This window comes from Profundibacter sp., assembly GCF_056498605.1.
This window is the reverse complement of record NZ_JBSMEZ010000092.1, coordinates 1-12,956: the sequence shown is the minus strand read 5'-3', so window position 1 is coordinate 12,956 and position 12,956 is coordinate 1. Positions and strand designations below refer to the sequence as shown.

General features: G+C 56.2%; 12 protein-coding genes. 2 read left to right on the top strand and 10 right to left on the bottom strand.

Going from position 1 to position 12,956, the window contains the following annotated elements; translation table 11 throughout:
* The 5 genes from ACWB12_RS09405 to ACWB12_RS09385 all read right to left on the bottom strand — a co-directional run.
* Window positions 1–1,545: peptidoglycan D,D-transpeptidase FtsI family protein (locus ACWB12_RS09405; RefSeq protein WP_479529819.1), on the bottom strand; the 1,545-nt coding region annotated here is incomplete at its 3' end.
* Window positions 1,542–1,889 (bottom strand): cell division protein FtsL, encoded by a 348-nt coding sequence (gene ftsL, locus ACWB12_RS09400; RefSeq protein WP_479529818.1) that lies wholly within the window; start codon window positions 1,887–1,889, stop codon window positions 1,542–1,544. The genes ftsL and ACWB12_RS09405, both read right to left, overlap by 4 nt.
* Window positions 1,882–2,877, bottom strand: coding sequence for a 16S rRNA (cytosine(1402)-N(4))-methyltransferase RsmH (rsmH, locus tag ACWB12_RS09395; protein WP_479529817.1), 996 nt, complete (start codon window positions 2,875–2,877; stop codon window positions 1,882–1,884). The genes ftsL and rsmH overlap by 8 nt, the downstream gene beginning before the upstream one ends.
* A 3-nt stretch (window positions 2,878–2,880) precedes the next feature.
* A complete protein-coding gene (mraZ, locus tag ACWB12_RS09390) occupies window positions 2,881–3,381 on the bottom strand; it encodes a division/cell wall cluster transcriptional repressor MraZ (protein ID WP_479529816.1) in 501 nt (166 codons plus the stop codon).
* Between the two features lie 593 nt (window positions 3,382–3,974).
* Complete coding sequence (locus tag ACWB12_RS09385) at window positions 3,975–5,039, bottom strand: Mrp/NBP35 family ATP-binding protein (RefSeq protein ID WP_479529815.1); 1,065 nt, start codon at window positions 5,037–5,039, stop codon at window positions 3,975–3,977.
* A gap of 241 nt (window positions 5,040–5,280) precedes the next feature.
* Here ACWB12_RS09385 and ACWB12_RS09380 point away from each other — a divergent pair, with 241 nt between their 5' ends.
* The gene (locus tag ACWB12_RS09380) at window positions 5,281–5,496 is read left to right on the top strand and encodes a DUF1127 domain-containing protein (protein ID WP_479529814.1); all 216 of its coding nucleotides are present in this window, start codon (window positions 5,281–5,283) and stop codon (window positions 5,494–5,496) included.
* 109 nt (window positions 5,497–5,605) lie between these two features.
* Here ACWB12_RS09380 and ACWB12_RS09375 read toward each other — a convergent pair whose 3' ends face one another.
* The 3 genes from ACWB12_RS09375 to ACWB12_RS09365 all read right to left on the bottom strand — a co-directional run bounded on the left by ACWB12_RS09375 (window position 5,606) and on the right by ACWB12_RS09365 (window position 8,184).
* Window positions 5,606–6,082, bottom strand: coding sequence for a phage integrase N-terminal SAM-like domain-containing protein (locus tag ACWB12_RS09375; RefSeq protein ID WP_479529813.1), 477 nt, complete (start codon window positions 6,080–6,082; stop codon window positions 5,606–5,608).
* Window positions 6,083–6,257: 175 nt separating this feature from the next.
* A complete protein-coding gene (locus tag ACWB12_RS09370) occupies window positions 6,258–7,547 on the bottom strand; it encodes an MFS transporter (protein WP_479529812.1) in 1,290 nt (429 codons plus the stop codon).
* A 184-nt stretch (window positions 7,548–7,731) separates the two neighbouring features.
* On the bottom strand, window positions 7,732–8,184 hold the full coding sequence (locus ACWB12_RS09365; protein WP_479529811.1) for an Lrp/AsnC family transcriptional regulator: 453 nt from the start codon (window positions 8,182–8,184) through the stop codon (window positions 7,732–7,734).
* Between the two features lie 94 nt (window positions 8,185–8,278).
* On the opposite strand from ACWB12_RS09365, the gene ACWB12_RS09360 reads away from it, so the two are divergent.
* Window positions 8,279–8,878: a LysE family translocator gene (locus ACWB12_RS09360; RefSeq protein WP_479529810.1), complete on the top strand. Its 600-nt coding sequence runs from the start codon at window positions 8,279–8,281 to the stop codon at window positions 8,876–8,878.
* Here the strand turns inward: ACWB12_RS09360 and ACWB12_RS09355 are convergent.
* Window positions 8,875–10,122 (bottom strand): Hsp70 family protein, encoded by a 1,248-nt coding sequence (locus tag ACWB12_RS09355; protein ID WP_479529809.1) that lies wholly within the window; start codon window positions 10,120–10,122, stop codon window positions 8,875–8,877. The two genes, ACWB12_RS09360 and ACWB12_RS09355, sit on opposite strands and share 4 nt — an antisense overlap.
* Before the next feature lie 182 nt (window positions 10,123–10,304).
* Window positions 10,305–12,656, bottom strand: coding sequence for an ATP-dependent helicase (locus ACWB12_RS09350; RefSeq protein ID WP_479529808.1), 2,352 nt, complete (start codon window positions 12,654–12,656; stop codon window positions 10,305–10,307).
* Window positions 12,657–12,956 lie beyond the last annotated feature (300 nt).

Genomic DNA, 12,956 nt, shown 5'->3' with positions numbered 1-12,956 from the left:
GTAATAACCGCCGCTCGGTTTGGGTTTGTCAGCGGTGCCGGTTTTGCCTCCCACCGCATATCCCTCGACCTCGCCAAAGGACGCCGTGCCGCGCAGCACCACTTGTCGCAGGATCGAACGCAGTTGCGCCGATGTGCGTTCCGAGATCACAGCATCACCTTTCCGTGGCCCGTTTTGGCGCAGCAGGGTTGGTTTGACACGGTAGCCACCATTCACAACAGACGAGTAGGCGGTGGCCAGCTGCAGCGGGCTGGTCGACAACCCGTGGCCATAGGAAATGGTCATGGTCGACAGTTCCGACCATTTTTGCGGCAACAAAGGTTTCGCGCCATGGGCCTCGACCAACTCAACGGGTGTGGGTTCGAGCAAACCTAGCGAAGCAAGGAATTCACGCTGGCGTTCGGCGCCTATTTTGATCGCCACATTGGCGGTGCCGATGTTGGAGGATTTCACAATCACGTCGGTCATTGACAGTTGTGCGCCATAATTATGAAAATCGCGGATACGGAATTTGCCCCAGCGCAACGGGCCTTTGGTGTTGACCATGGTTGACGGGTTCACCAACCCGATGTCCAGCGCTTGTGCCGCAGCAAACACTTTGAACACCGAACCCAACTCGTAAAGCCCCTGCACCGCGCGGTTAAACAGCGGGCTGTCCGAAGCATCGCCTTTGGTCAAAACGCGGGGCCGTGTGTTTGGGTCAAAATCCGGAAGACTAACCATCGAAAGGATTTCACCACTGTTCACATCCATCAATACAGCTGCAGCACCCTTGGCGTTCATCAGTTTCATCCCGCCCCACAGCACCTCTCGGGTGGCAGCCTGAACCGTCATATCAATCGACAATTGCAGCGGCTGGCCATCCAGTGCCGGATCACGCAGGTAGTCATCATAGGCTTTTTCAACGCCCGCCGTGCCGATAACTTCGGCCGATCCCACCCCTTCACGGCCAAACGATGCACCGCCCAGAATATGGGCCGCCAGTTTGCCGTTGGGATAGAGACGCATTTCACGCGGGCCAAACAGCAGACCAGGGTCGCCAATATCATGCACAGCCTGCATTTGTTCAGGGCTTATTTTCTTGCGGAGCCAGATAAATTTACGATTGCCGGTGAATTGGCGCACAAGCGTTTCCTCTTCCAGATCGGGGAAGATTGTGACCAGTTCCTTAGCGGCGCGGACCTTGTCGATCATAAGTGGCGGCTGGGCATATAAGGCACGGGTGGACAGGTTGGTGGCCAATATCCGCCCGTTGCGGTCCAGAATATCGGCCCGTCCAGCGGTGATGCTGGCCCCTGTTGCGGCGGCGCGCGGTTCTTGCGGCTCACTGGCAGCCAAGGTGCCCATGCGCACGCCTATTACGGCAAAAGCGCAGAAAAAGAACCCCCCCAGAACCAGCAAACGTCCCTCGGCACGCAGGCGGGATTTATCGCGCATTACCTCGTGGCGGGCGCGGATGTTCTCGCGCTCAATCGCGTCAGGGTTTTCGCCGACTTCGCGGGCTTTCAGGATACGGGCCAGCGGGCGCAGGGGGGTACGGGTCATTGGGTATCCTCCAGATCAGCGGCCACTGAAACCGGATCGGTTATCGGGCCAATATCGGATGCCGGAAAGGCGACCTGATCAATTTTGCCAAATTGTTCGGGGGAAAGCGGCAGCAGCCCGAGACGGTCATAGTTAATATCCGCCAGTTCACGCAGCCGTTCAGGACGATTCAGATAGGCCCATTCCGCCCGCAAAATCGCCAGTTTTTCCCGCGATGCGCCAATCCGCTGCTGCAGTTGCGACACTGTTTTTAGCGACGCACGGGTTTTGTAATTTTCCTGATAAGACCAGAAGGCCAGCCCGATAATGGCCAGCCCCGAGATCACATATAAAATGCTACGCATTGGCGGTATCCTCTAACGAAATTTTTGGCATTCCCAGACCCGTACGCGGCATAGTCACGACGGGGTGTTCTGTGCGCATAGCCACGCGCAATTTTGCAGACCGGGATCGCGGGTTATGGGCAAGTTCATCATTATCCGGCCCGATTGCGCGGCGGCTTATCAGTTTGAATTGTGGTTTTTCTTCAACAGTTTCAGGGGCATATCGGTTGGCTCGCCCTGCCCCGCCGGAACGCGATGCAAGGTAGCGTTTGACCACGCGATCCTCAAGCGAGTGAAAGGTAACAACCGCCAGTTTGCCGCCAGATTTCAGCGCCCGTTCGGCGGCTTCTAGCCCTGACAGCAGTTCGCCGAATTCATCATTCACCGCAATGCGGATGGCCTGAAATGTGCGGGTCGCGGGGTGGCTTTGACCGGGTTTGGAGCGGGGCAGCACGCCTTCGATCACGTCCACCAATTGCAGGGTGGATTCAAACGGAGTTACTGCGCGGGCCGTCACAATGGCCTTGGCAATCCGTCGCGAGGCGCGTTCTTCGCCGTATTGGAATATAATGTCGGCCAACTCGGCTTCGGACGCAGTATTGACCAGATCGGCGGCAGAAGGCCCCGATTGACTCATCCGCATATCGAGCGGGCCCTCTTTCATAAAGGAAAACCCGCGATCAGCGCGGTCCAGTTGCATCGAAGAGACCCCGAGGTCCAGAACAACTCCGTCAAGCGGTACATCGGAATAGGTATCCAGCTGGCTAAAAGTGCCTGAAACGAATGTCAGGCGGTCCTCGTATTCATCAGCCCACGGTACCGCCATTTCAAACGCCAGCGGGTCACGGTCCACCCCGATCACATGATCGGCCCCGGCAGCCAACAGACCACGCGCATAGCCACCCGCGCCAAAGGTGCCGTCAAGCCAAAGCCCCGAAACAGGGGCAACGGCGGCCAACAACGGGCGCAATAAGACAGGGGTATGCGGGGCATCGGGAGCAAGCATCATCGGCTACTCCCCTTCATCACCGTCAAGATAGATGGACGGGTCAGCATCAGGATCAAAATCATCTTCGGCGTCAGGTTTGCCGTATTCCTCTTCTTCGTAGGTATCGTGACGCCAAATTTCAAAGGTATCGCCGTTGGCAATGAAATAGGCCATTCCGTCCAGCCCTATTTTTTCACGCAGTTTGACTGGCAAAACCAGACGCCCCGTTTCATCCACAGATGTCGGGTAGGCATTCCCGTTATAAAGACGCTGCATAGACCGGCGCTTGGCTGATCCGCGCGGCTTTTTCTTGATTTTGGCCTGAACCTCGGCCATCGCCTCGATTGTAAAGCATTCCAGAAACTTGCGCCCCTTGTCACCGTAAACAATCACAAGATTGGGATTAAGGCCTTCGGTCCATTCGGGATCACCCGCCTCGAGAACACGGCGAAACGAGGCAGGGATAGACACCCTTCCTTTACCATCCACTTTATTGTGGGCGTCGCCAAAAAACATCCTCGTCACCGACCTGCGGCCTCCTTAAAATTCACGTCCCGGAAAAGGAAACGGCGGGTTGAGTTAGCTGCCACTACTCAACCCGCCGCCCTCGTCCCGTTTCCGGGGGATTGTCCAACTGCACGAGCCACCTGGGGGGATGTCTGCTCGCCCGCGCGCCGGATCTCTAGTTAGATAAAAGCGGGTGCCTGTATGAAACCTGACTTAGGTGCCTATGTTCGGGGTTCTTTATGTGCCCCAATTAATTGCCCGTTGTTATCTTGAAACATGTATACGCATGGGAATTCATGGGCGTCAACGATTTTTTATAGAATTTCTTTGTGTTTACTGGGATTTAGCTATGCCTGCACACCTCGCCAAACCAGAACATAAGAAGAACCTATGGCACAATATGTAGATATGCCCACCTAACACTACTACATATGGTGTGTAAAAAAAGATGCGGAAAAGTACCATGTTTTCCCTGAATTTTCGATATTTTGATGTTTTACAGTATAGACAGGGGTGGATTCAATCAACACCACCTAGAAATACGCCGTGAATCAAAGAATGGGCCAGCATTCGCCGACCCATCCCATAATTTCCCGAAGCTGGCGGAGTGCCTATGCTACCCCGCGATCCACCAGCCCTTTAGCCAACCGCGCGTAGGCCTCGGCCAATGGCCCCTCGCCCGCCGCAACGGGCGCACCTGCATCGCCGCCCAGACGCACGTCCAGGTCCAGCGGCAATTCACCCAGAAACGGCACGCCCAGTTTGTCAGCCTCGTCATGCACACCGCCGTGGCCAAAGATATGGGCCTCGTGGCCACATTCAGGGCAGACATAGGATGACATATTTTCGACCAGACCCAGAATAGGTGTTTCCAGTTTTTTGAACATGGTGATGGCGCGCCGCGCATCCAGCAGCGCCACGTCTTGCGGGGTGGACACGATGATGGTGCCGGTGACGTCGGTTTTCTGCCCCAAGGTCAGCTGCACGTCCCCCGTGCCCGGTGGCAGGTCGATGATCAACACGTCGAGTTCACCCCAAGCCACCTCGCGCAGCAATTGCTGCAGCGCGCCCATCAACATCGGACCGCGCCATGCCAGCGCCTGATCTGGCTCAACCAGCAGACCGATCGACATCATCGCAACCCCGTGGGACTGCATTGGGATGATATGATCCTTGTCATCGGTTTTGGGCCGCGCGTCGACGCCCATCATGCGGGGTTGTGACGGGCCGTAAATATCAGCGTCCAGCAAGCCAACGCGGCGGCCCTGTTTGGCCAGCGCCACGGCAAGGTTTGACGACACGGTGGATTTGCCAACCCCGCCCTTGCCCGACCCGACGGCAATAATGTTTTTCACGCCAGCAATTTTCTGACGCCCTTCGGGTGCGGCGGGCCTTTTGGCCCCTTTCAGGTTCGGGGGTTGGGCGGCTGGTGCGTGTGCGGTCAGCACCACGGACACCGAGGTGACGCCTGATATGGCCTTCACCGCAGCCTCGGCTGCATCGCGCACGGCAGACAGGTTGGCGGCGTCTTCGGGGCTTTTGGCCTCTAATACAAACCGCACAGCACCACTTTCAACCGCAAGCGCCTGTATCAGGCCGCTGCTGGGCAGATCCGTGCCATTGGGCAGCTTAATGTTGCGCAGTTCGTTCAGAATATCATCACGGTTCAGGCCCATGTCGCGTCTCCTTATATAGTGTTGTGTTCGCTGTTGCGTCTTTGGTGAGCGGTTTTAACGCGGCATGCAAGAGGTGAAAACCGCGCAGGGCAAATAGGGCATAGATTCTGCCCTAACCTATGCACCAGACGCATAACGGCAATGACCAAGCAGGGTGTTGCGGGTTTTGGCAAAATTCATATGTTGCCCACTGTCAGCACAATCTGGTTCTGGCGATAACAAATTTGAGCGAGACAGTATCATGGCATATGCCACCGAAATTCACGCCACAAACGGCGACATCACCCACCGCATCGCGGCGACATTGAAATCAGTCGGCACACGTTTTGCCAACTACCGCGTTTACCGCAAAACAGTTTCCGAACTGTCGGCGCTATCATCGCGCGAGTTGGACGATCTGGGCCTGAGCCGTTCGATGATCAAGCGCACAGCCCTTGAGGCCGCTTACGGTCTGTAAAGGTAACGACTTCGGTCCGCCTGCTCCTCCCTCCCAGGAAACACAGGCGTGACTGGACCGTGGTGGCATCTACCTCCTCCCAGGTGTCACCACGCAAAATTCGGAGCGATTAGCTCCTGATAAGCGAAAGGTTTCTCCTCCCTGAGACCGGACGCGAAAAAGAACGGCAGTGCTCTCCTCCCTGAGCGCTGCCGTTTCTTTTGGGGGAATACTGTAAGACTTGATAAGCCGCCCAAGTACGCACGTCCTGTTTCGCCGCCACTGGAATGTCCGGTACCGGTTCCTTCAGATGGAATATCCCGGCCACCAGATCGTGCCGCCACAGGGTTACGCGGAACAGAAACTTGACGCCTGTCATTGTTTGGTTGCGCGTACAAATGCTCACGCCGCTTTCAATCAGATGTTGCTGAAAATACTTCACATTATCCGGCGTCGCCGTCTCTGGCGAGCGCCCGAGCCAGGCCGCAAATCGCCTACAGGCCCGCAGGTGGCTGGTCTGGGATGCCGGGCCCAGATTGCGCCCCGATATATCGGAAATCATACGTACCCGAAGGGGTGTCGTCGGTGTCGAATGCTGAATGTTCATGGGAAAGTCTCTGTCAATCAAGGCAAAATCACCTCGACCAACAGCACACACCCAACATCCCAAAACGCGCAACACCTTCCTAACCAGCACAACCCCCGCCACAAACGCCCCTATCGCGAAGCGATTTAGTGCTTGAGCCCAGATTGCCCGATGCTGCGCAGCGCACGAATGTCAGCTATCGGCTTTCTACGGCCAGTTGTTTGACCAAAACCAAGGACAGTATCACAGCAACCAAAAGAAACACCGCACCGACAATCCATGCGATAGGTGTGGAGTAAATCTCGGCGATGGTTCCGGCGAACACCAAACCCAATGCGGCCCCCAACTGTTGTATCAGCGATCTCAAAGACAGCATGGTCGACCGCTGACGGTCTTCTACGCAACGATGCAGAATGCTGCTAGCAGGTGTCTCGCTGACACCAAGGAACACAGAATACAGTATAAAGACGGTCACAAAGCCGAGGATACTGCCCTGTAATGCCAATGCGATTTGAACGCCTGCTAGGCAGGCAAAAGTCGCCGCAAGCGTCATTGCGTGCTGCCGCTTGAATATCTGGCTGACGTACGGAGACAGAGATGCGCCGAAAGCGATGGAAAAGAAGTAGGTAGCGGTCAGTGCGCCAATGACGGTATTTGCGTAGCCCTCGTCCAACATTGGCTTTGCGTGGGTTGGCCAGATCACCTCGACCGGGTTGGTTGCCATCAAGAAAAATGCCAGCGCTGCCAATAGGATTGATAGTGCGGGATGTTTCAGGGCAAGAAGACCCGCGTCTTTGATCACCAACGGAACGTTTGCAAACCCCTGTCTGAGTGCACCAGGGCTCATCGGACGTGGTTTTTCGACAATGGTCAACATCGTGAAAACAAACACGCCCAGCATCACACCAAAGCTTGCTGCATAGGATACATCATAAATGCTGAAACCGATGCTTTCCGCGACCGAGCCTAAAATATCAGGCAGAAGACCTCCGAGGACCGCGCCAATGGCCAACCCTACGGCATTGGCCCATTGCGCTTTGGCCAGCGCGGGCTGGACATCCACATTTGGCGCGGCTGCCTTGAAAGTTTCGACAAACCACGCATCAAGCGTCCCTGACCTAAGCGCACGTCCAAAACCGATGAACGCAAAAGAAAGTGCGAGAACATAGAAATCGCTGGTTGAGAGAAAGAGCGCGAGCGAAATCAAACTGGCGACGACTGCTGTCAGAAAGACCGGCTTGCGTCCGATACTGTCTGCCAATCCGCCGAAGGGCAGCTCCATCGCCATGGTCGTGAGCGAGTAAACCCCGAAGAGAAGCGAGATTTGAAAGAGGTCCATACCTCGGTCGGTTAACGCCAGAGCAACAACGGCAACCGTCAAACCCATCGCAAAACGATCAAGAAACTGGTGTATCTGAAACACCCGAATGTGCCGCCGTGCCGAACCGGTTAGCGCTGCGAAGGAAAACTCTGTTTCTGTTGCCATGTTTGCAACATCGACGTTGCTGCCACCAAACACAATACCTTTGGTGAGCCGGAATCTATCCCGCTTGCATCAATGCGGGCGTTAGAACAACAGCAGCGAAAGCCCGTTTTGTCCTACAAAGCAATCGCTCGTCCTCACCGCAGCAAATGACAGTCTTTCGCAATAGCACTTAGTCCTCAAGCCGCTAGGCCCGTTCGTCCTTTGGCGACCCCATCACCACATAGGACGTGATCGAATTCACCTGCGGCACCGTGCCCAGTATATCGGTGTGAAACACCTTATAACTGTTCAAATCCGCCACCTCGACCCGCAGCAGATATTCATAGGCCCCCGCTACGTTATGACATTCGCGCACCTGCGGCGCCAATGACATCGAGCGCTCGAACGCCTCTTGCGATGCCTTGGAATGATCCGACAGGCCCACGGCCACATAGGCGGTGAACCCGTTGCCCAGTTTTTCGCGATCCACCACGGCGCGGTAGCCTTTGATCACGCCGGAGCGCTCCAGTTCCTGCACGCGTCGCAGGCAGGCCGAGGCTGACAACGCCACCCGTTCGGCCAGATCAATGTTGCTGATCCGCCCGTTCCGCTGAAGAATGCGCAATATTTCGGCGGTCTTTACATCTAATCGTGTCATTGATTGCTCATTTTTCATAGATTCGCGCCAAATGGGCGTATAATTGCGCCCATTATCGCACATAGTTGCGCAAATAACGACTGGAAACGCACCGATGACTGTTGAAATGTTCCTCGCCCTGATCGGCTTTGCTGTGGTCAGTTCGATCACCCCTGGCCCGAATAACCTGATGCTGTTGGCCTCTGGTGCCAATTTCGGCTTCAAACGCACCTTGCCGCATATGTTCGGTATTTCGATCGGGCACAGCTTTATGGTGTTTCTGGTCGGAGTCGGGATCAAACAGATTTTCGACCTCTACCCCTTTACCTATACGGTGCTAAAAGTTGGCAGTGTGATTTACCTGCTGTATCTGGCCATTAAAATTGCGTCCAACCGCACCCCACCAAATCAGATGAATGGCCGCGCAAAACCCTTCACTTTCCTGCAAGCCGCCGCCTTTCAATGGGTCAACCCGAAGGCATGGGCAATGGCGCTGACCGCATTAGGGGTCTATGCGCCCCCCTCACCAACCGTTGCCCAGATCAGCATGGTCGCGGGGGCCTTTGCGCTGGTCAATTTCCCGTCCATCACCACATGGGTTGTGCTGGGCCAGCAAATGAGCCGGTTTTTACACACCCCCAAGCGCCTGATGATCTTCAACGTCACGGCAGGCCTGCTGCTGGTGGCGACCCTATACCCGATCCTGTGGCCTTAGGTTTCAGCCGCAATCGCCAAGCCATTGGTCACAGCGGTAAATACTTCCGAGAAAACGCACTCGGCATCGGGGAAGGTCGCGCTTAACGCGGTGGTGACAGCGGATGTCAGGCTGGAGCCACCGACAAAGACAATGCGCCCGATTTGACCCTTGGAAACAGCGGCCATGTGCAAGGTTTCAAGCGCGCAGGCCGTGATCGCCGCAACATCGCTGGCTATAGAAAGGTTCAGGGCATCGGTGGACAGACCGGCCGCCAATTCCGGCTCCAGAACACCAAGGTTGATGCTTGCGGCGTGCCCCATGTCATTATTCGCATCAATCTTGCCCTGCTCGACCGCAAAGGCAATGTCATGGCCCAACTGGAATTCCAGCGTAGTTGCCAAGCGCTTGAATTTGATAGGTTCCACCGCGAGGCTGTGCATCTCGGCGACCATATTGGTGGTGTCAGAGCCATAGAGGAACGGGATTTTTTCCCATGTGGCTAGATCGTTAAAGATGGCATTGGGTGCCGCCAGCGTGCCCGCTCCAAAATGGTTTTGCACATGCGCCCCCTTCCCCAGCAGCGGCATCACATGTTCAATACTGATGGCCCGATCAAAATCGGTGCCGCCAATACGGATGCCGTGGCTGGCAATGATATTCACGCCCCCGCCGCCCGTTTCAAACAGCGAAAAATCCGAGGTGCCGCCGCCGATATCCACAACCAGCCCCAGTTTTGAAGCGATTAACGGCTCGCGAACCGAAATCGCCGCCGCTTCGGGTTCGGCCATGAACCGCACCTGTTTGAAACCCGCCGCAATATAGCATTGCCGCAAGTCGTCCTCGGCTTTGTCATCCAGCGCACCACCCTCGTTATGGAAATGCACGGGGCGACCGGAAAGCACAGTGTCAAAGGGATGCCCGCTGGCGGCTTCGGCCCGCTGTTTTATCTCGGCCAAAAACCGCGCGATGATGTCGACAAAGGTTACGGTATCATTCAAAATCCGGCGTTTTTCGTGCATAATAGGTTTGCCCAGCACCCGCTTCAGTGCCCGCATATACCGCCCTTCCAACCCGTCAATCAACGCCGTATTGGCGGCTTGGCCGATCAGGGTTTCACGGGTTGCGAAATCAAAGAAAAACGCGGTGGGCAGGGTGGACTGGCCAGCCGCAAATTCAACCAGTCTGGGCGTGTTGCCCTGCATAAATCCGGCAGCGGAATTAGACGTGCCAAAATCTATGCCCAATGTATGAGACTGCTGCATATTAAGGGTCTTTTCATGATCCGTTAGATTTAGAAAGTCGCCTGAATACTGTGTGGTCGGCGCGAATGTCAAGCATTGTGCTAACCCAAAAGACAGCCGCGTTTACCGCCCCTCTTTCTTCTTTTCATAAATACCTCCGCCGGAGGCTACGGCGACGCGCACCGCGCGGCGTAACCCTTGGCTTAAAACGGCACCTCATCCGCCCGATCTGCCGCCACCACAAACCGCGCCACAATCTTTTTGGAACCCGCGCGTTCAAACTCGATATCCAGCTTGTCGCCCTCAACGCCCATCACATAGCCATAGCCAAATTTCTGGTGAAACACTCGCTCGCCTTGGGTGAAACGGGCATTGGCAGTCACGTCAATCACCGCCTTGCTGGCCTCGCGCGGGGCACTCATGCCGCGGTCCTGTTGACGGGCCTGCATCCGCCGCCAGCCTGGTGAATTATAGGCGTCTGCCCGCTCGGCCTTGGCCTCCATCGCCTCGGACGGTCCCATCCCCGCAGCGCCATAGCTGCCACCATATAGCCCAGGGGGCGTCAACACTTCGACGTGCTCCTCGGGCAACTCGTCAATGAACCGCGAGGGCAGTTGTGATTGCCATTGGCCATAGACCCGCCTATTCGCCGTGAATGAAATCGTGCACAGCTCCTCGGCCCGCGTGATCCCGACATAGGCCAGACGCCGTTCCTCCTCGAGCCCCTTAACCCCGCTTTCGTCCATGCTGCGTTGCGACGGGAACAGCCCGTCCTCCCAGCCCGGCAAAAACACGGCGGGAAACTCCAGCCCCTTGGCCCCGTGCAGGGTCATGATGGTCAGCTTTTCCTCGTCCTCATCAGACGCATTGTCCATAATCAACGCGATATGCTCCAAAAACCCTTGCAGGTTTTCAAACTGCTCCAGCGCCTTGACCAGTTCTTTCAGGTTTTCCAGCCGCCCCGGTGCATCAGGCGATTTATCCTTTAGCCACATGTCGGTGTAGCCGGACTCCTCAAGGATCACCTCGGCCAGTTCCACATGATTGGCGTCCTCGTCCGCAGCCACCCGCGCCCAGCGCAAAAAACCGTCAACCAAGGTCTGCAACGCCCCTTTGGCCTTGCCCTTGATCTGATCTGATTCCAACATCATCCGTGTGGTTTCCAGTAACGGCAGCCGATGTTCACGCGCCGCCATCTGGATGTTTTGCAGCGCCTTATCGCCAACCCCGCGCCGTGGCGTATTGATGATGCGCTCAAAGGCCAGATCATCTTCGGGCTGCACGGTGATGCGGAAATAGGCCATCGCATCGCGGACCTCCATCCGCTCGTAAAACCGTGGGCCGCCAATCACCCGATACGGCAGCCCGATGGTCAAAAACCGATCCTCGAACGCCCGCATCTGGTGGCTGGCCCGCACGAGGATCGCCATATCATCCAATGACCTCGGTGCCTCGCCACGGGTGCCGCGCTGCATCGCTTCGGCCTCGTCACCGATCCAGCGCGCCTCTTCCTCGCCATCCCAATGGCCGATCAGACGCACCTTGTCGCCCTCGTTTTTCTCGGTCCACAGCGTCTTGCCCAACCGCCCCTCGTTGGCGGCGATCACGCCCGAAGCCGCACCCAGAATGTGATGGGTCGAGCGGTAATTCTGCTCCAGCTTCACCACCGTCGCACCGGGGAAATCCTGCTCGAACCGTAGGATATTGCCCACCTCGGCCCCGCGCCAGCCGTAAATTGACTGGTCATCATCGCCAACGCAACAGATATTCTTGTGCCCCGCCGCCAGCAGCCGCAGCCACAGGTATTGCGCCACATTGGTGTCTTGGTATTCGTCCACCAAGATGTATTTGAACCAGCGCTGGTATTGGGTCAAAATATCGGGGTGTTGTTGGAAAATCGTCACCACATGCAACAACAGATCACCAAAATCCACCGCATTCAGAGTCAGCAAGCGGGCCTGATAGGCGGCATACAGCTCCACCCCCTGATTGTTGAACATGCCCGCATCCGCAGTTGGCACATTTGAAGGCGTCCACGCGCGGTTTTTCCAGCCGTCAATCACCCCCGCTAACATCCGCGCGGGCCAGCGTTTATCGTCAATATTCGCCGCCGCCAGCAGTTGTTTTAGCAGCCGTATCTGGTCGTCCGCATCCAGAATGGTGAAATTGCTTTTCAGCCCTACCAGTTCGGCATGGCGGCGCAGCAGTTTGACACAAATCGCATGGAAGGTGCCGAGCCACGGCATCCCCTCGACGGTTTCGCCCAGCATCTGGCCAACACGGTTCTTCATTTCACGCGCGGCCTTGTTGGTGAATGTCACCGCCAGAACCTCGTTCGGTCGCGCCCGCCCCGTGTTCAGCAAATGCACAATCCGCGTGGTCAGCGCCTTAGTCTTGCCCGTGCCCGCCCCCGCCAACATCAAAACCGGTCCATCCATCGCCTCGACCGCCGCACGTTGCGCCGGATTCAACCCCTCCAGATAGGGCGAGGGGCGCGCGGCCATCGCACGGGCGGCAAGACCCACCGGGGCGTCAAAATCATCAAAATTGCTCATACCGGACTGCTTATCGGAAATATTCAAAAAGTTAAAGCCTTGTTCACACAATGTTCCTTACCCGAAAACCTACACATTTCCGCGAGCTTCGAGAAAAAAATTGACGGCCCAGCGGCCCCTCCCTAGCTTACCTTCAGACATGATAAGGATCCGACGATGAATATTTTACACCGTATCCCTTGGCTGCCCAAATGTGCATACCTTACAGTTATATTGCTTTTGGCTGGCGCTGGTTTCAACGCTGCTTTTGCCCATAGCTTTAACCTGCAAATGATTTTTCCTGAGACGATTCCTGCAGAT